The organism is Phreatobacter stygius (genome assembly GCF_005144885.1).
In the GTDB taxonomy this organism is placed as follows: Bacteria; Pseudomonadota; Alphaproteobacteria; order Rhizobiales; family Phreatobacteraceae; genus Phreatobacter; species Phreatobacter stygius.
In genome coordinates, this window is record NZ_CP039690.1 from 5,403,989 (window position 1) to 5,428,542 (window position 24,554).

Annotated in this window: 23 protein-coding genes; 7 read left to right on the forward strand and 16 right to left on the reverse strand. The window is 67.6% G+C overall.

Annotation, left to right across the window (positions count from 1 at the left end; all coding sequences use genetic code 11):
- Position 1: 1 nt before the first annotated feature.
- The 3 genes from E8M01_RS25495 to E8M01_RS25505 all read left to right on the forward strand — a co-directional run bounded on the left by E8M01_RS25495 (position 2) and on the right by E8M01_RS25505 (position 3,127).
- Positions 2 to 916, forward strand: a complete 915-nt coding sequence (locus E8M01_RS25495; RefSeq protein WP_136962718.1) for a PfkB family carbohydrate kinase — start codon at positions 2 to 4, stop codon at positions 914 to 916.
- Positions 916 to 1,962, forward strand: coding sequence for a tagatose 1,6-diphosphate aldolase (locus E8M01_RS25500; protein ID WP_136962719.1), 1,047 nt, complete (start codon positions 916 to 918; stop codon positions 1,960 to 1,962). The genes E8M01_RS25495 and E8M01_RS25500 overlap by 1 nt, the downstream gene beginning before the upstream one ends.
- 325 nt (positions 1,963 to 2,287) lie before the next feature.
- Positions 2,288 to 3,127: a MipA/OmpV family protein gene (locus E8M01_RS25505; protein WP_136962720.1), complete on the forward strand. Its 840-nt coding sequence runs from the start codon at positions 2,288 to 2,290 to the stop codon at positions 3,125 to 3,127.
- A 70-nt stretch (positions 3,128 to 3,197) separates the two neighbouring features.
- On the opposite strand, the gene E8M01_RS25510 is transcribed toward E8M01_RS25505, so the two are convergent.
- The 8 genes from E8M01_RS25510 to E8M01_RS25545 form a co-directional block, all read right to left on the reverse strand.
- The gene (locus E8M01_RS25510; RefSeq protein WP_215908800.1) at positions 3,198 to 3,794 is read right to left on the reverse strand and encodes a TetR/AcrR family transcriptional regulator; all 597 of its coding nucleotides are present in this window, start codon (positions 3,792 to 3,794) and stop codon (positions 3,198 to 3,200) included.
- Positions 3,795 to 3,888: 94 nt separating this feature from the next.
- Entirely contained in the window at positions 3,889 to 5,823 is a 1,935-nt protein-coding gene (locus tag E8M01_RS25515; protein WP_246088431.1) for a putative bifunctional diguanylate cyclase/phosphodiesterase, read from the reverse strand.
- Between the two features lie 307 nt (positions 5,824 to 6,130).
- The gene (locus tag E8M01_RS25520; protein ID WP_136962723.1) at positions 6,131 to 6,850 is read right to left on the reverse strand and encodes a DUF1028 domain-containing protein; all 720 of its coding nucleotides are present in this window, start codon (positions 6,848 to 6,850) and stop codon (positions 6,131 to 6,133) included.
- Between the two features lie 17 nt (positions 6,851 to 6,867).
- Complete coding sequence (locus E8M01_RS25525; RefSeq protein WP_136962724.1) at positions 6,868 to 8,490, reverse strand: ABC transporter substrate-binding protein; 1,623 nt, start codon at positions 8,488 to 8,490, stop codon at positions 6,868 to 6,870.
- 170 nt (positions 8,491 to 8,660) lie between these two features.
- On the reverse strand, positions 8,661 to 9,860 hold the full coding sequence (locus E8M01_RS25530) for an IS4 family transposase (protein ID WP_136958680.1): 1,200 nt from the start codon (positions 9,858 to 9,860) through the stop codon (positions 8,661 to 8,663).
- Positions 9,861 to 10,110: 250 nt separating this feature from the next.
- Positions 10,111 to 11,445 (reverse strand): SMP-30/gluconolactonase/LRE family protein, encoded by a 1,335-nt coding sequence (locus tag E8M01_RS25535; RefSeq protein WP_246088432.1) that lies wholly within the window; start codon positions 11,443 to 11,445, stop codon positions 10,111 to 10,113.
- A gap of 255 nt (positions 11,446 to 11,700) precedes the next feature.
- Complete coding sequence (locus tag E8M01_RS25540; RefSeq protein ID WP_136962725.1) at positions 11,701 to 11,991, reverse strand: hypothetical protein; 291 nt, start codon at positions 11,989 to 11,991, stop codon at positions 11,701 to 11,703.
- Between the two features lie 129 nt (positions 11,992 to 12,120).
- A complete protein-coding gene (locus tag E8M01_RS25545) occupies positions 12,121 to 13,287 on the reverse strand; it encodes a hypothetical protein (protein ID WP_136962726.1) in 1,167 nt (388 codons plus the stop codon).
- Between the two features lie 157 nt (positions 13,288 to 13,444).
- Here E8M01_RS25545 and E8M01_RS25550 point away from each other — a divergent pair, with 157 nt between their 5' ends.
- Complete coding sequence (locus E8M01_RS25550; RefSeq protein ID WP_136962727.1) at positions 13,445 to 15,640, forward strand: TonB-dependent receptor; 2,196 nt, start codon at positions 13,445 to 13,447, stop codon at positions 15,638 to 15,640.
- Positions 15,641 to 15,729: 89 nt separating this feature from the next.
- Here E8M01_RS25550 and E8M01_RS25555 read toward each other — a convergent pair whose 3' ends face one another.
- Positions 15,730 to 16,476: a hypothetical protein gene (locus E8M01_RS25555; protein ID WP_136962728.1), complete on the reverse strand. Its 747-nt coding sequence runs from the start codon at positions 16,474 to 16,476 to the stop codon at positions 15,730 to 15,732.
- A gap of 295 nt (positions 16,477 to 16,771) precedes the next feature.
- Between E8M01_RS25555 and E8M01_RS25560 the strand changes: the two genes are divergently transcribed.
- Together E8M01_RS25560 and E8M01_RS25565 are read left to right on the forward strand one after the other, a co-directional pair.
- Positions 16,772 to 17,125 (forward strand): DUF6152 family protein, encoded by a 354-nt coding sequence (locus E8M01_RS25560; RefSeq protein WP_170182073.1) that lies wholly within the window; start codon positions 16,772 to 16,774, stop codon positions 17,123 to 17,125.
- A gap of 19 nt (positions 17,126 to 17,144) precedes the next feature.
- Positions 17,145 to 17,612: a hypothetical protein gene (locus tag E8M01_RS25565; protein ID WP_136962729.1), complete on the forward strand. Its 468-nt coding sequence runs from the start codon at positions 17,145 to 17,147 to the stop codon at positions 17,610 to 17,612.
- A gap of 64 nt (positions 17,613 to 17,676) precedes the next feature.
- Here E8M01_RS25565 and E8M01_RS25570 read toward each other — a convergent pair whose 3' ends face one another.
- Entirely contained in the window at positions 17,677 to 18,009 is a 333-nt protein-coding gene (locus E8M01_RS25570) for a GYD domain-containing protein (protein ID WP_136962730.1), read from the reverse strand.
- Positions 18,010 to 18,240: 231 nt separating this feature from the next.
- A complete protein-coding gene (locus E8M01_RS25575; protein WP_246088433.1) occupies positions 18,241 to 19,071 on the reverse strand; it encodes a bestrophin-like domain in 831 nt (276 codons plus the stop codon).
- Positions 19,072 to 19,319: 248 nt separating this feature from the next.
- Between E8M01_RS25575 and E8M01_RS25580 the strand changes: the two genes are divergently transcribed.
- Entirely contained in the window at positions 19,320 to 20,093 is a 774-nt protein-coding gene (locus tag E8M01_RS25580; RefSeq protein ID WP_136962731.1) for a peptidoglycan-binding domain-containing protein, read from the forward strand.
- 29 nt (positions 20,094 to 20,122) lie between these two features.
- Here E8M01_RS25580 and E8M01_RS25585 read toward each other — a convergent pair whose 3' ends face one another.
- From E8M01_RS25585 to E8M01_RS25605, 5 genes are all read right to left on the reverse strand, one after another.
- Positions 20,123 to 20,947, reverse strand: a complete 825-nt coding sequence (locus tag E8M01_RS25585; RefSeq protein WP_136962732.1) for an LssY C-terminal domain-containing protein — start codon at positions 20,945 to 20,947, stop codon at positions 20,123 to 20,125.
- A 106-nt stretch (positions 20,948 to 21,053) separates the two neighbouring features.
- The gene (locus E8M01_RS25590; protein ID WP_136962733.1) at positions 21,054 to 21,707 is read right to left on the reverse strand and encodes a DUF1028 domain-containing protein; all 654 of its coding nucleotides are present in this window, start codon (positions 21,705 to 21,707) and stop codon (positions 21,054 to 21,056) included.
- Positions 21,704 to 22,861 (reverse strand): ABC transporter ATP-binding protein, encoded by a 1,158-nt coding sequence (locus E8M01_RS25595; protein WP_136962734.1) that lies wholly within the window; start codon positions 22,859 to 22,861, stop codon positions 21,704 to 21,706. Before E8M01_RS25595 ends, E8M01_RS25590 begins: the two co-directional genes overlap by 4 nt.
- Positions 22,851 to 23,669 (reverse strand): ABC transporter permease, encoded by an 819-nt coding sequence (locus E8M01_RS25600; protein WP_136962735.1) that lies wholly within the window; start codon positions 23,667 to 23,669, stop codon positions 22,851 to 22,853. The genes E8M01_RS25595 and E8M01_RS25600 overlap by 11 nt, the downstream gene beginning before the upstream one ends.
- Positions 23,669 to 24,520: an ABC transporter permease gene (locus tag E8M01_RS25605; RefSeq protein ID WP_136962736.1), complete on the reverse strand. Its 852-nt coding sequence runs from the start codon at positions 24,518 to 24,520 to the stop codon at positions 23,669 to 23,671. Before E8M01_RS25605 ends, E8M01_RS25600 begins: the two co-directional genes overlap by 1 nt.
- Between the last annotated feature and the right edge of the window lie 34 nt (positions 24,521 to 24,554).

Consider the following 24,554-nt stretch of genomic DNA (forward strand, 5'->3'; position numbering starts at 1 on the left):
CATGGACAGAAGCGGCAAGCGTGTCATTGCCGTCGGCATTGCCGTGATGGACAAGATCTTCGGGATCGACGAGATGCCAAGCGAGGCAACCAAGGTCTTCGCGCGCTCCTATCACGAGATCGGCGGCGGCCCGGCCGCCACCGGCGCGGTCACCGCTGCGCGGCTCGGGGCCAAGGTCGAGCTCTGGGCACGGGTCGGCGACGATCCGGTCGGCCGGCGCATCGTCGAGGAGATCGGCGAATGGGGCGTCGAGCCGGTCATCCGCCATGCCCGGGAAGGTCGTTCCGGCGTCTCCGCGATCGCGATCGACGGCAAGGGCGAAAGGCTGATCTTTGCTTTCGCCGATCCGAAGCTCGACAGCGATCCGTCCTGGCTGCCGCTGGAGCGCCTGGGCGAGGCCGATGCCGTGCTCTCCGACCTGCGCTGGCCGCGCGCCGCCGAACTGGTGCTGCGAGAGGCCAGGCGCCTCGGCGTGCCGAGCGTGCTCGATGCCGACCTGACCACCGACGACATTGCCCGCAGCCTGGTGCCGCTTGCCGATTACGCGGTGTTCTCGGCGCCGGCCCTCAGCCGGCTGACAGGCGAAGCCGAACCGCTCGCCGGGTTGAAGGCGGCGCAGCTGCTTTGTCCCGGCCATGTCGGGGTGACGGTCGGCGCCGGTGGCTATCGCTGGCTCGAAGCCGGTGTCATCAGGCACGAGCCGGGTTTTTCTGTCGAGGCGATCGACACGCTCGGCGCCGGCGACGTGTTCCATGGCGCCTTCGCGCTGGCCATTGCCGAGGGCCGCGACGTCGCCGGGGCCGCGCGCTTCGCCAATGCGGCCTCCGCCCTCAAATGCACCCGCAGCGGCGGCCGGGCGGGCATTCCGACCCGCGCCGAGGTCGACCGGCTGCTTCTCCAGACCGAGGTCCTCTGATGTTCATTTCCGCCGGCAAGCTGCGTGGCCTGAAGCGCCTTTGTGATGCTCAGGGGCGGTTCAAGATGGTCGCCGTCGACCAGCGTCCGCCGCTGATCAAGGGCATTGGCGAGAAGCGCGGCCGGCCGGCGGCCTATGAGGAACTGGCGGATGTCAAGGCGCTGCTCACCCGCCGCCTGCTCGCCGACGGCTCCGCCGTGCTGATCGATCCGGATTATGGCTTCTCCACCGCCGAGCCCGACATCCGGCCGGACCGGGGCTTGCTGATCACGCTGGAGGATTTCCGCTTCGAAGAGACATCTGATGGACGCAAGACGCGGATCATGGAGGGCTGGTCGGTCGACCAGATCAAGCGGCTCGGCGCCGACGGCGTGAAGCTCCTGCTCTGGTACCGTCCGGATGCCGGCGCGGACGTGATCCGGCATCAGCAGGACCTGGTGCGCCGGGTCGGCGCCGACTGCGCGCGCTGCGATATTCCGCTTCTCCTGGAGCTGCTGGTCTATCCCTTCGCCGGCGCGGCCAATCACACGACCGACTATATCGAGGACCGCGACAAGCGTCCGGAACTGGTGCTGCAGAGCGCGCGCGACTTTGCCGATGCCTCGTTCGGTGTCGACATCTACAAGCTCGAGAGCCCGCTGACCGCCGCGAGCCTGCCGGACCCGGAGGCCGACATGGCGGAGACGCGGGTGGCGCAGGTCTGGTTCGACAAGCTCGGCGCCATCATCGACCGGCCCTGGGTGATGCTCTCGGCCGGCGCCGGCATGGAAGAATTCCGCCGGGTGCTGGGCTTTGCCTATCGCGCCGGCGCCAATGGCTACCTTGCCGGCCGCGCCATCTGGTGGAAGGCCTTCGGCGCCTATCCGGACCTCGCCGCCATGGATGCGAGCCTTGCCGGGGAGGCCAGGGGCTATATGGCGGAAATCAACTGGCTGACCGACAAGCTGGCACGGCCCTGGCAGGACGCACCGGCGATCGGCGGGCGGGCCATGCTGGCGGTAGCAGGGCATGATTTTCCCGCGCGATATGCGGGGTTTTGCCGGTAGGGGCAGGCAGCACAAATCATCCCTCCTCGCGGCGGCGGCCGGCTGCTTTCGGCGCCTGACCGCCCGGCGACCGGGGAATGCGAAAGGCGGCGCGGAAAAAACCCGGGGCGAGGCTTGGAAGGCGCCGATTTCGCGCACGATATCAAAATCTTAAGGCCTGCAGCCTTACGTTACGGGAACGCGAATTTCGCTTAAGGCCGATCGCCCGTACCTTGTCCGGGCTCAGGTGACTTCAAGACGACACGAGCGAAACCGGGGCCGGCGCGGATGACCATTCGCGCTGGTCTCTCCCGAGATTTGCGGCAGACCAAGGTCGAAGGCATCCATGCTCCGTTCCATTTCGCTTGCGCTGGCCGGCGCACTGGTGTCGGCCGCCGCCGCTGCCGCCGAGCCCGCATTCACATTGCCGCCGCCGCCTTTCACCTTGCCGTTCCTGCCGTCGCCCTTGGGGGACTGGACCGTGACGATCGGCGTCGGCGGCGAGGCGCGGCCGAGTTTCGAAGGCTCCAAGAACTTCCTGCTCAGTCCGGTGCCGATCTTTTCCATCCGGCGTGCCGGCACGGCCGAGCGGTTCCGCAGCCCGCGCGACGGCATCAGTTTCGGGCTGATCGAATTCGGCGGCTTTCGCGCCGGCCCGGTCGGCAAGTTCGTGCGCGAGCGCAATGCCGACAGCTACGCCGCGTTGCACGGCCTGGGCGACGTCAAGTTCGCGGTCGAGATCGGCGGCTTCGCCGAATATTTCCCGGTCGAATGGTTCCGCACCCGCATCGAGGTCCGCCGCGGCTTTGGTGGCCACGAGGGCATCGTCGCGGATTTCTCGGCCGATCTGATCGCGCCGTCCTGGCATGGCTTCACGCTGTCGGGCGGCCCGCGCTTCTCGCTGGGCGACACCCGCTCGGTTCAGCCCTATTACAGCATCAATGCCGCGCAGGCGCTGGCCTCCGGCCTGCCGAGCTTCGACGCCAAGGGCGGCGCCCGTTCGGTCGGTGCCGGTGCGTTGCTGCGCTACCGGATCAATCCGCAATGGACGGTGCATTCTTATGTCGAATACAGCCGCCTGCTGGGCAGCGCGGCGTCGAGCCCGCTGGTGCGGCTGCGCGGCTCGACCGACCAGGTGACCTTCGGTTTCGGCGCGTCCTATTCCTTCGACGTCAGGGTGCGCTAGCGGAATTGGGCTGCGTCCCGACGCTTGCCGTCCGCCCGGGGGGCGCTGATCGCTCTCAGCGCCCGGCAACCTAATAATACATCATCTCGGTCAGTTCCCGTTCCAGTTCGCCGCTGGCGAAGGCGGTCGGCCGGGCGAGGGCGGTCGCGGTGATGGTCGCGCCGATGACATTGGGCATCAGGAAGGCGGCGGCCTCGCGGTCGAAGCCGGGGCGCAATTCGTCGCGGTGCCGTTCGAGCGCCTGCCGGGTCACCGTATAGCGGTGCGCATCGGCATTGGCGGCCCCATCCATGGCGCTGAACCGCGGCGCCTCCTGCGCCAGAACCTGATGCAGCGCCAGGTTGCTGCCATGGGCCCTGATCAGCGTCTGCAGGCCGCGCGTCAGAACCACGCGCAGGCCTTGGCCGCATGTCTCGGCCAGGGTTTGCCGGATGTCCGCATGCAGCGCCAGATCGCGCCGGTGCTCCACGGCTCGGACCAGGGCTTCGCGGTTCGGGAAATATTGGTAGAGCGAGCCGATGCTGACCCCGGCGCGCTCGGCGACGCGGGTCGTGGTGGTCCTCGCGAAGCCTTCGGCAACCAGCAGCAACGCGGTGGCATCGAGGATCACATCGACGGTCGACTGCGAGCGCGCCTGGCGCGGCAGTTTGCGAGGGGCGTTCACCATGGAGGGCACCGTCGCGACATGTGGTTCTCACCTAAGGGAAATCCATCATGGCGTTGGCAAGGCGGGCAATTTGATGGCGGCCTGCGGGCGGCGTTCAGCTGCAATGGGCTTTCGGCAAGGGCTTGTCCGCAGCCGAGGCGGCCCCGGCGCCGGGACGCTTCGGTTGCCGTCGCAATATCGCCATGGCCTCGGCGGCATCGACCGGCCTGCCGATGAGGTAGCCCTGCGCTTCGCCGCAGGCATGGGCGCGCAGGAAGCCGAGTTGTTCGGCCGTCTCGACGCCTTCGGCGGTGGTGTCGATGCCGAGATCGGTTGCCAGCCCGATCACCGATTTGACGATCGCCGCGCTTTGAAGGTCGGTTTTCAGGTCCTGCACGAAGGAGCGGTCGATCTTGATCCGGTGCAGCGGCAGCTTCCGCAGGTAGCTCAGCGACGAGTAGCCGGTGCCGAAATCGTCGAGGGCAACGCGGATCCCCCCGGCCGACAGCGTCCGGAGGATTTCAAGCGCGGTCTCGTCGTCCGACAGCAGCACGGTTTCGGTGACCTCGATTTCGAACCGCTCGGGCGCAAGGCCGCTCGCCGCGATCGCCGCCATGATCTGCGCCGCGATCGCCGGTTCGCGGAACTGCACCGCCGAGACGTTCACCGATATCCGGCTCGGCTGCGGCCAGGCGGCGGCCGTGCGGCAGGCCTCCTCGATCACCCATTCGCCGATCGAGCGGATCAATCCGGTGGATTCGGCGACCGGAATGAACGCGGTGGGCGGCACGCTGCCGCGGGTCGGATGCTGCCAGCGGAGCAGGGCTTCGAAACCGACGATGCGATTGTCGCTGAGTGCGAGGATCGGCTGGTAGACCAGACGAAACTCGCCGCGGTGCAGGGCGTTGCCGAGGTCATGCTGGAGCGCGCGGCGCTCGCGTGCCAGGGCGTGGTCGCTGACGTCGAAGAAGCGGAACGATCCGCCGCGCGCGCTCTTGGCGTGATAGAGTGCGATATCGGCGCTGCGCAGCAGGTGCGGCGGCTCGCTGCCGTCGCCGGGCGCGATCGCCACGCCGATGCTGGCGGTGCTGAGCACCTCCTGGCCATCGACATGGAAGGGCTTGGCGAAGGCCTCGACCACGCGGCGGGCGACGGCGGCTCCCGCATCCAGGCCTCCAATGCCGGCTGCGATGACGGCGAATTCGTCGCCGCCAAGGCGTGCCAGCGCATCCCGGGGGCCGGCACAGGCGCGCAGCCGGTCGGCCGCCTGGATCAGGATCTCGTCGCCGACCGTGTGCCCGAGCCGGTCGTTGATCGCCTTGAAGCTGTCGAGGTCGAGCCAGAGCAGGGTGAACGGCTCGCCGGTGCTGGCCAGCCGCGCGAATGCCGTCTCGACGCTTTCGGTGAAGCCGACGCGATTGGGCAACTGGGTCAGCGGGTCGCGACGGATCCGTTGCTCGGCATCGAACTGGGCAACCAGGCGGACGGCGTTTTCGATCGCATAGACGAAGACCGTGCGCAGCAGCACGAGGGCATAGACGACCAGCAAGGCCGCGACCAGCAGGTAGGTGGCATCGCCGGACCGGCCGATGGCGATCGCCGAGGCGATGAAGATCGGCGCGGTGAAGGCGACGGCGGCGATCGGGATGCCGCCGAGACCGAAGGCGCCGCCGGCCAGCATGCCGGCGCAGAGGCAGGCAATGACCAGTTGCACGCCGTGGCCGGCGCTGTTGAAGAACAAGAGCGGCACCGCCGCCCACAGCCCGCCGAGTGCCAGGGCATAAAGGCTGGCGCGCCGGATGGCCCGTTCGGAAACCGTCCGGGGTTTCGGGCGGCCCTGGCGGGTGCGTTGCCTGACATGAAGCAGCGCCACCAGGGCGACGACCATTGCGGCCCAGATCAGGGCAAGGCCTTGGTCCGGCGCGCTCCATTGGGCCGCGAGGAAGATCAGCGCGTTGCAGATATTGGCGATCATGATGCCGCGCGTGTGGCGAAGAACGCCGGCCAGTTGCTCCGCGCGCAACTGCCCCGCGATCGCTTCGTCGGTCATCGGGCCGCCAAATACCGAGAGATCGCCCGAAACGATCCGTCGAACCTTGCTGAGAAGCACGTCTTGCACGACAGACCCCAGACCGATCTTCGAATTGCCGGGCCGACGAAGGCGGCGATAGGCATGCGCCATCGCGCCGAACGTGTTCGCGGCAGGCAGAGGATAAGCAGAGAGACGTCACTGATTTCGTAACGATGCCGAAAGGTTAGGGCCCACGAGCCAAGCGCCGATGGACTCTGGCCAATGGGCTGATGATACGACATGCACCGTCACGGGTCGCTTGCTCAGAAGGGTAGTGGCGCGCGCCCTACCGCCGGAACCGGAGATCCGACCCTTGCGCGATCCAGCCGGCCTCGATCGCGTCCATGTCGGCATTGCCTGACGGATTGGCCTTGGTCGGCGACCAGCCCTGCCGGGCCGGCCAGGTGCTGCGCCAGAGCGCGACGAGCCGTTGAAGTTCGCCGAGCGGGTCGGCGTGATCGTCGACGCGAATGTTCAGATCGGGGAAATCTTCCGTCGTGACGAGCTGCATCGCCGCCGATTGCCGGCCGCGCCGGTCGCCGCCGGCGGCTTCGCCCGCCAGGAGCGCCACCATCATCCGTTCCGGCAGGGCGAGCGAAACGCCCGCGGCGAAAGTTTCGAAGGTGCGGCCGACGACATTGCCGCCCGCCAGCATATTGCCGGCAACCGAGACATGGGCGCCGGTTCGTTCGCCCGACCATTCCACGCAGTTGCGTCCGGTCCAGGCGGCGCTGCGACCCCTCGCGTCCACCGCGTGGACCTGGCGCAAGCCGCGTCCGTCGTCCCGCGCGAGCGCCGCCTCGATCGCCTCGGCCGGCGCCAGGCCGGCAGCCAGGCCGTCGAGCACGGCCGGACCGAGATAGCGGTTGGTCATCGATTGCGTCGCGACCGCGCCGACACCGGCCCGCACGAACGGGCAGCTTGCCCCGACCGCGAAGGAGCAGGTCGTCACGGCGACGGCAAAGGCGCCGCTCGCCGGATCATGGGCGACGATCGACCAGGTCATGTCCAAACCTCGCGGCGCTACTTCTTCTCGATGTTCCACAAGGCGAGATTGCCTGCCGGGAAGACGCCGGTGATGTTGCGGCGGAAGGCCGAGGGCTGGAGATATTGGCCGAGCTGGATATGGGTCGGATAGACGGCCTCGCGCCGCTGCGCCGCCTCGGCCAGCGCCTTCCGCGCTTCCGGGTCGGTTTCGCGTGCGAAGGCGTCGCGCAGGCGCTCCAGCTCGGCATCGCAGGGCCAGCCGAACGTCGCCCGCTCGCAGCTTGCATTGAGGAAGGCGGTGGAGACCGGATCGAGCACGTCGATCGAACCCCAGGAGGTCAGGAAAGCGCTCCAGCCGCCAGCGGCCAGCGGCTCCCGCTTGACCCGGCGCGAGACCAGCGTCTGCCAGTCCATCGCCTGCATGTCGACCCTGAAGCCGGCCCGCTCCATCAGGGCCTTGGCGACGGGCGCGAGATTGGCGAGCGAGGCGACGTCGGTCGACTGCATCAGGACGACAGGCGTGCCGTCATAGCCGGCCTCCTGCAGCAGCGCCCGGGCCCTGGCGAAATTGCTCTCCAGCTTGTCCTCGAAACCGGCCGTCGTCTCATAGGGCGAACCGCAGGGGTAGAGCGACAGGCAGGTGCGGAAGAAGCGGGGATCGCCAATGGTCGCCTGCAGGAAATCCTGCTGGTTGAACGCATAGGCCACCGCCTGGCGGATGCGCGGGTCGTCGAAGGGCTTGTGCAGCACGTTGAAGCGGAAGGCATATTGCCGGCCCATTGGGGCGAGCACCGCCATCGCGATGTTGGGGTCCTTCTCGATCAGCGGCAAGAGGTCGTGCGGCGGCGCCTCGACCATGTCGATCTCGCCCTGCAGCAGGGCGTTCACCTGGGTCTGGGCGTCGGGCAGCCAGATCCACTCGACGCGATCGACGTGCACCACCTTAGCGCCGGCCATGCCTGACGGTGGCTCGGCCCTGGGCCGGTAGCGCGGGTTGCGGACATAGACCGCCCGCTCGCCCGGCCTCCAGGCGTCGCGCACGAAGATGAACGGGCCGGACCCGGTGCTGTCAGAGATCTGCGTGTTGGGGTCGGTTTCGGCGACCCGTTTCGGCATGATGAACAGCACGTTGGACGAGGGCTTGCCGAGCGTCGACAGCACCAGGCCATAGGGTTCCTTCAGGCGCAGGATGAAGGTCCTGGCATCGACCGCGCGAAGCTCTGATGTCACGGCCATGAGCTTCTGCGCCAGACCGTCGCGGGCGCCCCAGCGGCGGATCGAGGCGACGCAGTCCTCGGCCGTGACCGGCTGGCCGTCATGCCATTCCAACCCGTCGCGCAAGGTGAAGGTGAAGGTCAGCTTGTCGTCGCTGACGGTCCAGCGCTCGACCATCTGGGGCTGCACGGCAAGCTTTTCGTCGACCGCGAACAGCGTGTCGTAGATCATGAAGCCATGGTGGGTGGTGATCAGCGCGGTGGTCCAGACCGGATCGATGATCTTCAGGTCGGAATGCAGCGCCACCCGCAATATCGTTTCCGCCGCGGCGCTGCGCGGCGTCGCGCCGGGCAGCGCGCCCGTCAGGGCGGTGATGAAAGTCGCGGCCGCGACCGCTCGAAAAAGACCGCGGACCGCTCGTGCCCCCCAGCCGACGATGTTCATGTGCGCCTCACCCCGCCCGACCGGTTCGTCAGCCCGCAGCTTGCGAGAACGAACGCGGCATTCCCCTCAGGAGATCGAGGGAGAACGATAGCAGAGGCGGCGGGTGGTGCAACGCGACGCGAGCGACGAGGGGGCTCCGAAAAATACCCTCTCCCGTCGGGCTACTAGATTCACACATCTTTTGCCTGGGCGAGAGCGTCCCATCCCTGCTTGGCATCGTAGAAGGATAGCCAGCCCTGTAGCATGACCATCGGGCCAGGCTTGCCGTAATATCCGGTCCAGCCACCGAGCCTTGCGCAAACCCAGGCGGCAAAGGCGAGCGAGCCCTTGGGGTGTGGATTCTTCTGCCGCTGGGTCTTGCCCTCCAGCTTGGCCGAGAGCGCCTCGAGCAAGGGCTGATCTTCCGGCTGGAAGGCATCGGTGAGCGGCCTGAGCGGGGTCTGAGGCGATGCGCCGTCACGAGCATGGACGAGTTGCTGGACGCTGACCGCGGCCACCAGCGCTGCCATGACCAGCTTGAGACGGGGCACATCCTCGGCGATGCGCAGGCCTTCGATGTCGTAGCCCTGGGTCTTCAGGGTGCGGAACAACTGCTCGATGGCCCAACGACGCCGGTAGAGCTCGGCCACCGCCAGGGCTTCGGTGATGTCGCGGACCGCGCGCGAGATCAAGAGCCGCCAGTGAACCGCCGGCTCGCCCGCCGGTGGATCGACTTCGCGGATATCGACCAGCGTCATGCCGACGCTCGCCGGCAGGGCCTCAAGTCCTGGTGTGCCGGCCTTGGGACGTGCCAATTGCGCCGCCATGAAGCGGACCGCCAGTCGCGCCTGGCGCGCCTTGCGGCCGGGCTTGGCCGGCAGGTCCAGCAGGGTCCGGCCGGCCTCAGGCAAGGCATCCACGGTGGCAAACAGCAGACCGCCATCGCCGAGGCTGCGATCTTGGGCCGCCCTGACCAGAAGCTCGATGTCCTTCGGGCGTCGTGCAAAGGCCTCGAAGATATCGCCCTCGCGATCGGCGATCACCGTCACGCTACGAGCCAGCGCCCCGATCCTGGCCGCGTCTTCGCCCCCTTCCAGCCAGCGCCGGCTCTCTTTCGCCGCCAATGGGCGGGATTTCCGCTCCCCACGCAAGCCTTTGTCGCGGCTCATGAATTGAGCATGCGCCAACCCCAGGATGGCGCCGTCCTCGGCATCCACCGCGATCATCGCATGCAACATAAGCCCACCGCCGCCGCTCGACTTGATGCTGGTGGTGTCCTGGATCGCCAGCACCGGCCGGCCGATACACCGTTCCGCCGTGCGCTCTTGCGCCGTCGCCGCCATCTCTTCGACCGTCACCGCCGGATTGCGCAGCAAACGGGTCAGGCGCATCTCGCCTCGCCGGTTGCCGCCCAGCGGCCGAATCCGAATCCCACGACCACCCCACTCGACCAGCCGGCGGTGCAAAAAGACCCCCCTTTTTCCAGCCGGCGGTCGCCAAACCGCCCCAGCCCATGCTCCTGCATCTGCTTCCTCCCGCTATCTGCGGATCAAGGAATCAGAGCCGCATCCTCCTCGCAACCCACGATGTGTGAATGTCGTAGCCCGTCGGGAGAGGGCTGGTGCCTTGGTGCGGCCCGCCTCAGCCGGGGCCGGCACCTTGGGTGTTCACATAGACCGCATAGATCGACTGGCTCGCGGCCATGAACAGCCGGTTCCGTTTCGGCCCGCCGAAACAGACATTGCCGCAGATCTCCGGCAGGCGGATGCGGCCGATCAGCTTGCCCTCGGGGTTCCACACGGTGACACCACTATAGCCGACCGACCGGCCGGCATTGCTGGAGGCCCAGAGATTGCCGTCGACGTCGCAGCGCAGCCCGTCCGGCCCGCATTTCACCCGGTCCACCATGCAGTCGGTGAACTGCTTGCCGTTCGACAGCTTGTTGTCGGCGCCGACATCAAAGACATGGATGTCGCCCTTGCCGCCGGGGCCCTGGTCGCCGGGACCCTTGCCGGTCGAGGCGACATAGAGCTTCTTGAAGTCGGGCGAGAAGCAAAGCCCGTTCGGGTCGGGCACTTGGCTTTCGGTGACGACCAGGTCGATCCGGCCGCTCGGATCGATGCGGTAACAATTGGTCGGCAATTCGCGCCGCCATTCGCCGATGCCGGCCGGCTGGCCGAGCTTCGGGTTGAGCCGGCGATTGGCATTGCTCGGACCGCCCGGAGCATCCGGCGCGCCCTCGTAGAGCTGGCCGCCATAAGGCGGATCGGTGAACCAATAGCTGCCGTCGGGATGGGCGACGACGTCGTTGGGCGAATTCAGCCGCTTGCCGTCGAAGGCTGCGGCCAGCACGGTGACCGAGCCGTCGAGCTCGTAGCGCACGACGCGGCGCATCAGATGTTCGCAGGACAGCTGGCGGCCCTGGAAATCGAAGGAATTGCCGTTCGAATTGTTCGAAGGCTGGCGCATCACGCTGACATGGCCGTCGTCTTCGAGCCAGCGCAGTTGCCGGTTGTTCGGAATGTCGCTCCAGACCAGATAGCGGCCTTGCGCATTCCAGGCCGGACCCTCGGCCCAGAGCGCGCCGGTCCACAGCCGCTGGATGGCGCTGTTCGGCTGGGCGTAGCCGTCGAATACCGGGTCGACCGAGAGAATGTCCGGATCGGTGAAATAGGTGGTCGGCGCGCCGCCGGGGCTGAAATCGCGCGGTGGCGTGGTGATGGTGCTGGGCGGCGCCACCGGGGCCGGAGCCTGGGCAAAGGCCGGTCCGGCGCCAAGGGCGACCGCGCCGAGACCGGCGACCGCGCCGAGACCGGCGACCGCGCCGAGACCGGCGACCGCGCCGAGACCGGCGACCGCGCCGAGACCGGCGACCGCGCGGAGCAGGGCGCGCCGCGAGGCGGCCGGGGCATCCGGTTCCTGGGCCGAACCGGGCAGGCGCGGCGTTTCCTGGAGGCTGGTTCGTTCTGCAATCATGGTCAGCACCCTTCTGATGGAGCCCTTGGATCGGGCCAGTGGTGGAGAGCCGGTGAATGACGTCGAACAGAGCTTGCTGGGTCGTCCCGCCATCGCGGCATCCTCATCAGGGATGGCGGGTGCCGCCGGAGGGCGACGGGGGACCCTACGCCCGAGCGCGCGAGCTGGCAGCCCCGGATTCGCATCGCAGGGACGCGACGGCGCGCTCGGCCCCCTGCACGTCCGGTCGCTGGCGTCGACCGCGACGCCGCCGGATCATCTCGGCAAACGCCGGATCCAATTGACCAGCCACACGCCCAGCATCATCGCGAGCAGGACGGGCGGCAGCCACATGAGGAAGATGTCGCGGGGCTGTCCCAGCTTCGGGTCGGCACCGAAGTTGACCGCCAGGTGCGTGGGCCAGAGGAGCACGAGGCCAAGGACCGGCAGGGCCCGCCAGCGGGAAGGCACCAGCCACGCCACCAGTGCTCCGACAAAGCTTGTCGGAGCCAGGACGAAGACGAAAACGATAGCCCACGAGAAAAGCAGATTGACGAGATATGACACGGTTGGTTCTGCGCCATGTGCAAGTCGCTGCATTGGAACTACCATGGCGATGGTAACAAGCGATGAAACCGGAAGCTGAAACGGCCACCGTTTCGCCGTGGCGACATCGCCTCGTCGTCGCTCTCCGCCTCAGTGCCGCTGGCCGCTGCCGCCGACCGCCAGAATGTCGATCGGTTCGCCGTCGAAAGCGATCCGCCGTTTCTCCGCCAGTGTCTCGGCGTCGAGCACGACAACCATCCGCGCGGCCGGATCGGAGATCGCGAGATAAGGCCCGGAGGCCGTCAGGCGTGGCCGGGGCGATGATCCATCAAGGGCGACGCGCCCGAGCACGGCACGTTCGTGCGTGGTCGCGCCGGTCAGCGGATTGATGGTGAGCACACGGCCGTCCTCGATGAGCACGAACAGCCGGTCGCCGGTTGCCGGATGCAGTGCGAAATGCACACGCCGGCCGGGCAGCTGGATGAAGCGCATGTCGCCATCGGCCTTGGTCGGGTCGATGACGACAAGGCCATCGGCGCCGAAATCGCCGGCGAAGAAGGCAAAACCGGCGGCACCCGAGAGGCTGCGCACCATGCGGCCGGCCGGCAGCGCGGACCCATAGGCGATGTGGCGGGCGGCGGGCGTGCCGCGGCCCACTTCGTAAAGCGCGATGCCGTCGGCGCAGCCAAAGCCGGTGAAGCGCACGGTGGTGGCCTCGCCATGCAGGCGCGGGCAGGCGATGCGCTGCGAAGCCCGGCCTTGCCTGTCGCGCAGCTCCACCGCCACCGGCAAGGTCTCGCCGGCCGAGGCGACCGAGACCGCGATGAACCGGCCGACCGGCTTGGCGACGCCGTGATGGGCAAGGCCGGTTTCGATGCGCCGGAGGCTGGCCATGCGGCCGCTGACGAGATCGGCCTCGGCGATCACCTGGGCGCTGCCACTGCCGTCGAAGAAGGCGGCGACCTGCGTGCTGTCGGCATTGAAGTGCGCGGGCTTCGGGCCGTCGAGACGGGCGGCAAGCAGCCGCGGCGGCGTGATGGCGATATCGGCGTGGTCGCCGTGATCGTCGAGCGTGATGCCGCTGTCGATGACCGCAATGCGTGCGGCTTCGGCCTGCAGCGCATGGACATAACGGCCGGAAGCGCCGCGTGCGAGCCGCGCCGGGCTGGCCAGGCGGAAGGTCGAAAGCAGCCGGCCGGTATCGAGATCGGTGACCCACAACCGGCCCTGGCCACCGTCCGAGGCCAGCAGGCGATGGGCGGTGACACGGCTGCCTTGCCCTGCCGCGCCGGTGCTTTCGGCCTGGGCCGTGGCCATCGCGCACGCGAGCGCCAGAACCGCGCCCACAGCCTGCCGGCGCGCCGAAATCCTCCCGCCATCCCGGTTCTGAAATCTCTGCATGGCCTCGATTGACTCCCTGAAATCGGCTCGATATGCAACGTTATAGTATAACATAAATTGAAGAGAAAGACCGATGCCGGATGTCTCGTCCACCTCGCCGCTGCCGCGGCTTGCCGGCGGCTTCTGCCTGGCCGCCGGGCTGTTCATGACGGCGCCCGCGGCGGGGCAGGGTGCGGAAACACAACTCGACACCATCGTGGTCGAATCCGAGCGGACCGGCCGCCCGTCGCGCGACAGCGTTCGCTCGCCGACCGATCTGACCGCGCCCAACACGACGGGCTCGCGGCTGCCGGGCACCGCCCGCGACATTCCGGCCAGCGTCGAGGCGGTGAACCAGGCGACCATGCAGGAGCGCGGCAACCGCAACTGGGTGGAGGCGCTGCAGGGCCTGACCGGCTTCACCGCCGCGATCCGGCCGGGCGCTGCCGGCATCATGTCGGCGCGCGGCTTCACCGAAAATGGGTTCGCCCTGCTCTATGACGGCATCCGGGTGTCGTCGACCACGATCAGCGCGCGCAATTACGACAGCTTCGTCTTCGACCGTATCGAGGTGCTGCGCGGACCGGCTTCCGTGCTCTACGGCGAGGGGGCTGTGGGCGGCGCGATCAACCTGGTGCGCAAGCAGCCCTCGGCCGTCGACCAGCCGTTCGAGGCGATCACCTCGGTCAGCACGCCCGGCGGGGTCCGCCTCGGCCTCGGCAAGGGCGGCGTCATCGGCGAGAGCTTTGCCTACCGCGTCGACGGAGTCGTCACCCGTGACCTCGGCCAGGTCGACGACAACAGGATCCGCCAGGGCCAGATCAATGGCGCGCTGCGCTGGCAGGTCAACGAGCGTTTCGCCGCGACCATCGATTTCGATTACCTGCGCTCGAGCATCGACAATGCCTATTGGGGCACGCCGCTGGTGCGCGGCGCGATCGCCCCGGCGCTGCGGCGGGTCAATTACAACACGATCGCCAACAACCGTTACGACGATAGCGTGCTGTGGCTGCGCGCCCGGTTCGACTACGAGACCGACGATGGCTGGCGCCTGAGCCATCAGGTCTGGAACCACCAGGCCAATCGCGACTGGATCAACGCCTATCGTTTCGCCGCCATCCCGGCCGGCGGCACCTGCCGGTTTCGCGGCCAGTCGCTGGTCAATGGGACCGGCACCGACCAGGTCTGCCGCATGACCTGGGAGAATCTCGGTTACGACCACCGCTTCACCGGCAACCGGGCCGAGGCCGCCTATCGCGGCCGCATCTCCGGCCTGGAGGTTGCCGCGACCTTCGGCGTCGAGCTCGCCCAGACGCGCTGGACCAGCCCGCGCAGCGAGGTGACCTCGCTGCAACTGGTCGACCCCTTCAATCCGCCGGCGACCGATTTCTTTTCGCGCGGCACTGCGCGCAACCAGACGGTACGGGCAAACCTGACCCAGGGCGCGGTGTTCGGCGAGGGGCGGGTGGAGGTGCTGCCCGGTGTCAAGCTGGTCGCCGGTTTCCGCAGCGACTGGCTGGCCGTCGATTATGACCGCCAGCCGGCCAACCAGACCTATTCGCGCAACTACCAGCCCTTCACCTATCGCGTCGGCGCGGTCTGGGATGTCTGGTCGCAAGCTTCGCTCTACGCGTCCTTCGCGACGGCGGTGGAACCGCGCTTCGCTTTGTTCACGCTCGGCGCGACCGACACGCCGTTCAGCCTGACCGAGGCGCGGCAAATCGAGATCGGCTTCAAGCAGGGCTTTTGGAATGGCCGGGGCGAGGTGACCGCCGCGCTCTACCGGATCGAGAAGACCAATGTGCCCTCCACCGATCCGCTGACTGGCAATACCGTGCAGGTCGGCCGGCAATCGTCGCAAGGGTTCGAGATCGGCGGCAGCTATCGTCCGGTCGACGAGATCAGGCTGACGGCCAATCTCGCCATGGTCGAGGCGCGCTATGACGAGTTCCGCTCCGGCAGCGCCGATTTCGCCGGCAACCGTCCGCCCAACGTGCCGCGCTGGGTGGCCAATCTCGGCGCGGTCTGGAGCCCGGATCCGAAATGGTCGCTCGGCGGCAGCCTGAGCTACCGCTCCTCGATCGCCGCCGACGACGCCAATACGGTGAAGCTGCCGGCTGCGCTGATCGCCGATGTCTTCGCAACCTACCGCGTGTCAGCCTCGGCCGACGTGACGCTGCGCGTCCACAATCTCACCGACGCGGTTTATGCCGCCTGGGCGACCGATGCGAATTACGTGATCCTGGGGCGGCCAAGGACCTTCGAGCTGGGCGTGCGGGCAAGGTTTTGAGGAGAGCGAGGCCGACGCCCGCGGCCCTTCTGCCCGCCGCCGTTCCGCCCGGATGCTGGCCTGGTCAGAACCAGCGGACGCTGGATCGGTCAGCGAGGAACCGGCTCCTGCACGATGTCGAAGACATGCACATCCGCGCCCAGCCGCACCTGGATCTGGTAGGTCTTGGTCGCGGTTGACCCATCGGAAACCGGCGGCTCGATGCCGAACCTGCCGCCATACCACTCGCCCGGCATCACCGTGTGGTCCTTGATATAGGTCCCCTCGAGCGACGCCATATTGGCTTGGCCCTGGGCGACAACACCTTCGATCATGGCCTGGTTCTGCACGGCGGCATTGGCCGAGGCAGCGGCGGCAAGACCGGGGCTGTAGCCGACCGTTGTGCCCGAATAGACGCCACGCGGCGTATAGATCGTCGTGTTGGAACGCCAGTTCCCGGCATTGGCGGCTGCGGCCGCATTTGCTCCCGCCGCAACACCGACAAGGATTGCGGTCGCGATCTGCCGATTCCGCTCCTCCTGAAGCATCTGTTCGAAGGGGATCACGGCGATGCGGTGCTGCGGACGACCGGGCATGGTCTGAACCGCTTCCACCCCTTGGATGGAAAAGTCGACGGCGCCACCGGAGCGATTATGGACGGCCAGGACATATCCGACCCGGCCGCCTTGCGGGATTTCTCGTCCCATGCGGCTCAAGATAGCAATGGTGTTTCGTTGCACGGATGAGACGGCCGGCCGTCCGTCCCGCTGCATGGCGGTCTGTCCCTGGCCGGCATTGAACCGCACACGGTCGGTCGAGACACAACCAGCCAGCATCGTCGCGACGAGCGCGATCATCAAACCGCAACGCATAACGGCATCCCCCACACGCGTGCATCTTTCGTGCATCGCCACCATGACGTTAGCAGGACTGCCGGTGATGAGAAAAGCCGTTTGAGCCGAAATGGGTCGGCGAATTCACATGCGGTTAACGCATGGCGCTCGGGGCCGGTCGTGACCGTTGGTGGCAGCGCAATCGCCTCTCGCCGCCGATCGGTGCCCGCGTCTGGACGGCCCATGGGCCCTTGACCGCGACACCAAACGGACCAAGCTGTGGCGAGGGCCTTCTTCTGCATCGGAAGGAAATGGCATCATGCGTCGATCAATCGTCTTCGCACTATCGGTTCCGGCTCTGTTGGCCGCCGGCGGCGCGCTCGCCCATCATGGCTGGGGCAGCTACGATGCGGCGAAGAAATTCACCATCACCGCCAGTGTCGAGCGCCTCGAATGGGCGAACCCGCATGTTCACATCGATCTCAAGCACGACAACGCCACCTGGGAGATCGTGCTGGCGCCGCCCTTCCGCATGCAGACGCGTGGGCTGACGCCCGCCATGATCGGCAAGGGCGTGAGGGTCAGTGTCGAAGGTTATCCCTCGACCAGGAGCGCCACCGAGATGCGCGCGGAACGGATTACCGTCGACGGCAAGACCGTCGAATTGCGTTGACCGAACCACAGGTCCAGCCATGTATCTCGAACTGCTGACCAGCCTCGAGGCTTCGGCGCTGGGTCATGCCGCACGCCATTCCGCCTGGCTGTTCACCCTTGCCAATCTGCTGCATGTCCTGGGCGCCGCCTTGCTCGTCGGCGCGATCGCCGTGCTCGACATCAAGCTGATCGCGGCACGCGATGCCGCCATTGCGTCGACCGCACGCGTCGCCATTCCCCTGGCGGTGATCGGCGTCCTGCTGCAGGTGCCGACCGGGCTGATCCTGCTCGCCGTCGAGGCGCGCGCGCTCGGCCAGAACCCGGCCTTCTACGCCAAGATGGCGTTCATCGCGGTCGCGATCGTCAACCTCGCGGCCTTCCACCTGCGCTTCGGCCGGGACCTGTGGTCCGGGCATGCCCTGGCGGGCACCCGCCCGCACGGCCTGATCTCGCTCGGCGCCTGGGTCTCCACGCTGCTGGCTGGGCGGATGATCGCCTATCTCTAGCCCGTCAGGGCACGCGAGCGGCCAGGATCTCGGCGATCCCGTGGCGCCGCTCGACCTCGCGCCGCTATCCTTTGTCTCCGGGCGGCCGATATTGAATCGACGAGGCCTTTTGCATGGCTGCGAGCGTCTCCTCGACGGTCAGCAAGACGGTTGTCTGGAACGAGCTCAGCGCTCCGCCTGCGCTGATCGCGATCGCCGTGGCTGCCATCGAGACGTTATCTGGCGCCTCCCACAAGTTGTATGCGTCGTGATCGCCGAAGGCATACCAGAAACCGTGCACCTTTCCACCGACTGCTTCGATATACGTCTTGGCTGCCGCTCGGCGGTCCTCGGGGTTCTTGATGAGCTTCGCCCATGTTGCTGGCGTGTAACTGAACCGGGTCAAGTAGAAGGGCATGGGTCGTCCTCCTTTGCTTTCATCCCGCCGGCGGTCAGAACGTGCCGGATCAGACGTCCCAGCGTGCGCTTCGCGCATCGGCACCGCAAGACCGCGCGTGGATGCAGACGTCCCGATCCGCCGGGCCGCCTTCCACCTGCGGTTCGGCCGGGACTTCGCGCTCCCGGTCGGACGGATGATTGGCTATCTATGGAGCGTTTGCGTCGGCCTCGATCTCGGCTTCGACGAGCCTCACCCCCGCCTGACATAGTCGAGCGCCCGTTCCAGTGGCGCCGGCGAGACGTGGATCGTCCCGGTGAAGGGCGTATCCATTTCGATCATCAGATAGATGGAGCCGGCGATCCAGACCGAGCACAGGAGCAGCGTCGCAACGACCACCTGATTGCGTGGCGCGTTGTAGCCCAGGCTGGCGAAGATCAGGGTCAGCCAGGCCACCAGCATGATCAGCAGCGACGACGAGACCGTCCCGCCGGCTTCGCCGATCAGGGTCCAGCGCAGCGCCACGATGCGCTGCAGCCGTTGCAGCGCGTCGTTCCACAATTCGACATGGCGGGTGTCGGCCGGGTTGATCGCGCGCAGGCGCTGCTCCAGCTCGTCCAGGACACGTTCGGCATCCTTGTCTTCGATCAGCGGCTCGCCCTGCGCGGGCCAGGTGCCGCGCAGCGCCCGCTCGACATAGCTGCCGAGCAACTGGCGTGCTCCCGCCGCCTCCGGACCGTAAAACCGCAGCGCCCGATCGAACAGGATCATCTCGGTGGCGAAGCTGTGCACGTTGGTGTCGATCGAGTCGAAATTGCGCTTCACCGAGGTGATCAGGAGCCCGAGCACCAGGGACGTCATCACCACGAAGATGTTGATCGCCAGCTTGACGACATCGTGGGTGCGCTCGTCGCGCTGTTCGGAGGGCAGCCGCTCGTGGAAGGCAAGGCAGAGCAGCGAGGCGCCGGTGAGGGCCACGAACACGCCGGCGGCGATCAGATAGTTCATATGTCGGATCTCCGGTGCCGGCGCGTCGACAGCCTCGAGCGCCGCCGTGGCGTCGCTCCCAATGCCGTGAATCATCAGACCGTCGAGTTAGCGCCGTCGCCGGGCCCAAGTGTAGCAATTTCTGGAGGGGCCTCGTGCCCGACAATGCGGCATTGGTTCGGCTTGGGTCGCGATGGCGCGGCCGTCCGCCGAGGCCGGGCTGTGCGCCGCCGCACATCCGCTTGGGCCCCGGTTGACGTAAGCCCTGACGGCAATCCGCCCGCGACCTCTTTCGGCCGATCCCCCGGCCAGAGGGCCACCCGCGCGCTGCCAAGGAGCCGTCCATGTCCTTGCTGTTCCAGGGCGACCGCTTTCCCTCGGTCACCACGTCGCAGATCCTGTTGCGGCGGCACAATCCGCAGTCGGTGATCAAGGCCGACGGCATTTTCGGCCCGCGCACCGCCGGCGCGGTCAGGGAGTTTCAGAAGTTTCACCGGCTGACCCAGGACGGCAAGATCGGCAAGAACACCTGGGGTGCCTTCACCGCGGTGAGCCGTTTCGAGACGATCGATGTGGTCGACGGAACCGATCCGTCGCTGATTGCCTTCGAGGCGGCGGACCTGCGTGCCGCGGGTTTCGACCCGATCATCGTTTTCGGCATGTCGAACGGCGTCGACGTGGTGATGAACGCGATCGCCAACAAGGCGAGCGCCGGCAATGTCATGCTGCTGCGCTTCCATGGCCACGGCAACAAGGGCCTGCAGAACGTCACCGGCGGCGAGATCGACGGCGCGCCGCACCTGGCCGGCATTTCGGTTGATAATTTCGACCAGGTGAAGGCCAGCCTCGCCAAGATCACCGACAGGTTCGTCCAGTTCGGATCGGTGCAGATGCTCGGCTGCGAGGTCGGCGGCGGCAAGGGCCCCATCCTGATGCGGCGCCTGGCCGATACCTGGGGCGTGCCGGTCACCGCCGGCCGCCATACCCAGTTCGCCGGCGGTTCGGCAACCTTCCGTTTCGAAGGCACGACCGTCACCGGCTTTCCGGGTGGCGCCTCCCTGGCCGGATGGGCCCAGGCCATGGAGACCGCGCACGGCAATGTCAGCATGTCGACCTGAGGCGCAGCCGGCGCGCCATTGCCGGCACGCTAGCGGCTGGCAAACCACCGGAGCACGCCTGAGATCGCCTGCCAGACGCCCTGTTTCACCGCGACGGCCGGCGGGTTGGCGAGTTCGCGAGGGGCCTCCGCGACCCTTGCGGCATCGACGCTGAGGATGCCGATGGTCACCTCGCCATCGGTGAAGTAGCGGTCGCCGCCGCCATTGACGCCAGCCAATGTCGGGCCGATGCCGGAGACCTGATAGGTCGCGGCCAGCATCTCGGCCGCCGTCAGGTCGGCGATGACAAGGTCGCGCTCGGCATCGACATCGGGCGCGATGTGATGGGTGACCTGGGCGGTGAAGCGGCTGAAGCCGACGCCCCGGTCGAAGCTGGCTGCCCCCAGCCAGACCGGCCGGCCTTCGGTGCCGCGCTGCAGTGCCTGCCAGAAGCGGACATGGTGGCGGCGGTCGGCGCTGCCGCCCACGGGCTTTTCGAAGGCGAGGTCCTGCGGCCGGCCTTCGAACATCAAGGTGCTCACCGGCGCCTGCGGATAGGGCCTGGCGAACAGCACGCTGAAGCCGATCCCGAGGCTCGAACGCAAGGTGATGGCATCGGCCGGCTTCCAGCCGGCGGCCGTCAGCGCCTGCGCCACTTCGCCGCGCGAACCGACCAGGCCGACATTGATCGGGTCGCCCGGAATGCCCGTCGTCGTGGTGGTCACCATGGGTCGGCCGGCAAGGCCGGGCTGATGCTCGTAATGCGACCAGACCGCCGGCAGCGCCAGATAGGCAAGCGCGCCGTAGAGGCTGGCGACCAGGACAAGCGCCCAGACCAAGAGCCTGATCCTGAACCGCCGCCGCGCCGTCGCCATGGGCCCGCCATTCCGCCTGCCAGCGCGGGCTTGCGTGACTCATCCCGTCGCAACGCCTGCGCCGCGCGAGACTGCGCCATGCGCGCCGGCATTTCCACTCATGCGGTCAGAAGCTCGGCGCCTGGCTCGGTTTCAGCGCGCGCCATTCATAGGCCGCCTGTTGCGGGGCATAGAGCGTCCAGACCCGGCGCAGTTCGGTGATCGGCAGGTCGTGCCAGTCGACCCGGAGATCGACCACCGGCCAGTCGAAGGCGCGGGCGACATGCAGCCCCGCGCCATGCTCGTCATCGGTCTCGCCGCCGGCGGCGACGCCGGCCTCCAGCGCGCGCAGCAGCCGCTCGGCCAGCGGCAGGGCCGGTTCGGCCGCGAAGGTCTCGACCATGATGCGCGGCACGTCAGGGTTGGCCAGCAGGTTGCCGAGCGCGAAGCAACCGTCGCCCCGGGCGATGGCGGCAACGGGCAGGGCCTGTTCGCCCGAGTGCAGCGCCACCTGGCCGTAGCGGTCGATCACGCCGACCTGGCGCCAGGCCGGCTCCGGCGTGCCGCTCACCAGGGCGTCGCGAACGGCGCCGGCGCCGAGCCCCTGGCGCAGCAGGCCAAGGCCGGCCGGGCCGAGGGCGGGATCGGAGACGTTCTGGGTGACCACCAGGCCGAGCGGCCCGACCCAGGCGCAGCGGCTCGCGACCGCGATGCTGGATGAGGTGATGGCGATGCCGAATGCGTTGTCGCGTGGGCATCGGGCTGCGATGGAATAGGTCAAGCCGGCGGACCTTCTTCTGCTGGGAATGCGATCAGATCGGCCGCCGGCGGCAGGACGCCGACCGCGGTGCCGACGGGAAAGCGCGCCATGGCCTCATGGCCGGCCAGGCGCGCCACCAGCCGTCCGCCCCTGGCCTCGGCGACGGTGACGTAAACGTCGACATGGCCGCCCTGGTAGACCAGGGCGGCCACCGTGCCAGCGATCGATCCGGGCGCGGCGTGTTCGGTCAGGCGGATGTCCTCCGGCCGCGCGAAGACGTCGATCGCCGAGCCGAGGACGCAGGCATCGAGCGCGTCAGCCGAGACGGCCCAGGACGCGTCGCCGACGGCGACCGTCGCGCCCTTGCCCAGCCGCCGCTCGAGCGAACCGGCCAGGATGTTCACATCGCCGACGAAACAGGCGACGAAGCGGTCGCAGGGCCGCCGGTAGACCTCGTCTGGGGTGCCGATCTGGTGCATGCGGCCTTGCGACATCACCACCACCCGGTCGGACATGCTGAGCGCCTCGCCCTGGTCGTGGGTGACGAAGATGGTGGTGACGCCGAGCCGGCGCTGGATCTCCTTCAGCTCGACCTGCATGGCGACACGCAGGTTCTTGTCGAGCGCCGAGAACGGCTCGTCGAGCAGGAGCACCTTGGGACGGATCACCAGGGCGCGCGCCAGCGCCACCCGCTGCTGCTGGCCGCCCGAGAGCTGGCGCGGCTTGCGGCTGCCAAAACCCGCGAGTTTGACCAGCTCCAGCGCCTCGGCGACGCGGGTGGCGATCTCCGCCTTCGGCACGCCGCGCATCTTCAATCCGTAGCCGATGTTCTGCTCGACGCTCATATGCGGAAACAGCGCATAGTTCTGGAACACCACGCCGATCTCGCGCTGCCAGGTCGGGGTCTCCGTGACCAGATCGCCGCCGATGAAAATCTCGCCTGCGTCGGTCTCCAGGAAACCGGCGACGAGGTTCAACAGCGTGGTCTTGCCGCAGCCGGACGGACCGAGCAGCGTCACGAACTCGCCCGGCGCGACCTTCAGCCAGGTCTCGCGCAGCGCCGAGGCCTCGCCGAAGCTCTTGGCGACGCCGTCCAGCTGGACGGCTGGAACCAGGCGGGCACTGTCCGGCAGCGGCGGCGGCGCGCTCGAAGCCTCCGGGCGTTTAGCGGGCATGCTCAACATTGAGAACCTTTCCGAGGCCAAGGAAGGCGTTGGCGATGGTCAAGAGCAGGGCGGTGATCACGATGTAGATGACCGAGACCGCGGCAAGGGTGGGGTCGGCATATTCGCGCACGTAATTGTACATCGCGACCGGCAGCGTCTGGGTCGCCTGGCTGGTGACGAACAGCGAGGCGGTGAACTCGTTGAACGAGAGAATGGCCGCGAACAGCCAGCCGCTGACCAGGCCCGGCAGCAGCAACGGCAAGGTGATCGAGGTGAGCACGCGCCCGGGTGGCGCGCCGAGGCTCGCGGCCGCCAGTTCCAGGCGTTCGTCGACATTCTGCAGCGAGATGTAGACGCTGCGCATGACGAAGGGCAGCACCAGGATGACGTGGGTGAAGACGACCAGCGCCACACTGCGCGCCGCGCCGATTTGGGCGGCCAGGATCAAGAGGCCGAGCCCGATGGTGAAATGCGGCACGATCAGCGGCGACAGCAGGACGCTCTCGACCATTGCCTTGAAGCGGAAGGCGTAGCGTTTGAGCGCGAATGCGAAACCGGCACCAACCACCAGGGCGATGGTCGATGCCCAGGCGGTGACCACCAGGCCGTTGCGCAGGCCGGCCCTGAAGTCGCCATAGCTCAGTGCCCGCTCGAACCAGCGCAGCGAATAGCCTGATGGCGGGAAACTCAGGATCGCCTTGTCGTTGAAGGCGGCAATCGTCACCACGAAGGAGGGCAGGATGACGAAGGCGAGGATCAGGGCGACGACGATGCGCCCGAGGATCGAAAGCCCGCGATGGAGCGGCGAGATCCGCATCAATGGCCTCCCATGGTCTCGAGCCGACGGGTCGCGCGGGTCAGCAGCGCCAGCGTCGCCAGAGCCAGCATCAGCCCGACCAGGCTGAGGCTTGCGGCGAACGGGAAGTTGAACGAGGCGAAGCCGACCTGGTAGACCAGCGTCGACACGGTGTTGACCTTGCCGCCGCCGATGATCTGGGGTGTTGCAAAGGCGCTGAAGGTCCAGGCGAAGGCGGTGGTGAAGCTCGCCACGATGCCGGGGATCGAGAGCGGCAGGGTCACGGTCAGGAAGGCCCGGATCGGGGTCGCCCCGAGGCTGCCGGCGGCCTTCTCGTAGTCACGGTCGATATGGGCAAGCGCCGCCGCCAGCATGATCACCACCACCGGCAGCGTGACGTGGGCCAGCGCGACGATCACCCCGAACTGGGTGAACATGAACTGGATCGGCCGCTCGATCAGGCCGGTCTTCAGCAACAGCGAGTTGAGGAAGCCGCTATTGCCCAGCACCACGATCCACGAATAGGTCCGCACGATCTCGCCGAGGAAAAGTGGCGTCACCGCGACCACCAGGATCAAGGATTTCAGCGCGACGCTGCGGGCGCGGACCAGCGCATAGGCCAAGGGATAGCCGAGGATCAGCGCGACCAGCGCGGTCTCCAGGCAGATCACCACGGTATCGATCATGGCCTGCCAATAGACCGGCTTCAAAAGCCCGGCGAAATTGGCCAGGGTGAAGGCGCCGACATCGAGCGAGCCGGGCACGAAGGTGCGCAGGCTGTATTGCAGGATCGCCGCCATCGCGGCCGCGATGCCAAAGGCGATCAGGAAGGCCGGCGAGATCAGCGGCAGGAGGAAGGGACGTCGGTTCATGGCTTGGCGGCATCCGGTGCGATGAGCGGGCGGC

Excerpts from the sequence above, each read along its gene's own strand:
- E8M01_RS25600 (WP_136962735.1), bottom strand. The coding sequence starts at position 23,669 with ATGCGGATCTCGCCGCTCCATCGCGGGCTTTCGATCCTCGGGCGCATC.
- E8M01_RS25575 (WP_246088433.1), bottom strand. The coding sequence starts at position 19,071 with ATGATTCACGGCATTGGGAGCGACGCCACGGCGGCGCTCGAGGCTGTC.
- E8M01_RS25570 (WP_136962730.1), bottom strand. The coding sequence starts at position 18,009 with ATGCCCTTCTACTTGACCCGGTTCAGTTACACGCCAGCAACATGGGCG.
- E8M01_RS25565 (WP_136962729.1), top strand. The coding sequence starts at position 17,145 with ATGTATCTCGAACTGCTGACCAGCCTCGAGGCTTCGGCGCTGGGTCAT.
- E8M01_RS25500 (WP_136962719.1), top strand. The coding sequence starts at position 916 with ATGTTCATTTCCGCCGGCAAGCTGCGTGGCCTGAAGCGCCTTTGTGAT.
- E8M01_RS25515 (WP_246088431.1), bottom strand. The coding sequence starts at position 5,823 with ATGACCGACGAAGCGATCGCGGGGCAGTTGCGCGCGGAGCAACTGGCC.
- E8M01_RS25510 (WP_215908800.1), bottom strand. The coding sequence starts at position 3,794 with ATGGTGAACGCCCCTCGCAAACTGCCGCGCCAGGCGCGCTCGCAGTCG.
- E8M01_RS25530 (WP_136958680.1), bottom strand. The coding sequence starts at position 9,860 with ATGCGCCTGACCCGTTTGCTGCGCAATCCGGCGGTGACGGTCGAAGAG.
- E8M01_RS25585 (WP_136962732.1), bottom strand. The coding sequence starts at position 20,947 with ATGGCGACGGCGCGGCGGCGGTTCAGGATCAGGCTCTTGGTCTGGGCG.
- E8M01_RS25605 (WP_136962736.1), bottom strand. The coding sequence starts at position 24,520 with ATGAACCGACGTCCCTTCCTCCTGCCGCTGATCTCGCCGGCCTTCCTG.
- E8M01_RS25520 (WP_136962723.1), bottom strand. The coding sequence starts at position 6,850 with ATGACCTGGTCGATCGTCGCCCATGATCCGGCGAGCGGCGCCTTTGCC.
- E8M01_RS25560 (WP_170182073.1), top strand. The coding sequence starts at position 16,772 with ATGCGTCGATCAATCGTCTTCGCACTATCGGTTCCGGCTCTGTTGGCC.
- E8M01_RS25545 (WP_136962726.1), bottom strand. The coding sequence starts at position 13,287 with ATGGCCACGGCCCAGGCCGAAAGCACCGGCGCGGCAGGGCAAGGCAGC.
- E8M01_RS25495 (WP_136962718.1), top strand. The coding sequence starts at position 2 with ATGGACAGAAGCGGCAAGCGTGTCATTGCCGTCGGCATTGCCGTGATG.
- E8M01_RS25555 (WP_136962728.1), bottom strand. The coding sequence starts at position 16,476 with ATGATCGCGCTCGTCGCGACGATGCTGGCTGGTTGTGTCTCGACCGAC.
- E8M01_RS25525 (WP_136962724.1), bottom strand. The coding sequence starts at position 8,490 with ATGAACATCGTCGGCTGGGGGGCACGAGCGGTCCGCGGTCTTTTTCGA.
- E8M01_RS25595 (WP_136962734.1), bottom strand. The coding sequence starts at position 22,861 with ATGCCCGCTAAACGCCCGGAGGCTTCGAGCGCGCCGCCGCCGCTGCCG.
- E8M01_RS25550 (WP_136962727.1), top strand. The coding sequence starts at position 13,445 with ATGCCGGATGTCTCGTCCACCTCGCCGCTGCCGCGGCTTGCCGGCGGC.
- E8M01_RS25505 (WP_136962720.1), top strand. The coding sequence starts at position 2,288 with ATGCTCCGTTCCATTTCGCTTGCGCTGGCCGGCGCACTGGTGTCGGCC.
- E8M01_RS25535 (WP_246088432.1), bottom strand. The coding sequence starts at position 11,445 with ATGATTGCAGAACGAACCAGCCTCCAGGAAACGCCGCGCCTGCCCGGT.
- E8M01_RS25580 (WP_136962731.1), top strand. The coding sequence starts at position 19,320 with ATGTCCTTGCTGTTCCAGGGCGACCGCTTTCCCTCGGTCACCACGTCG.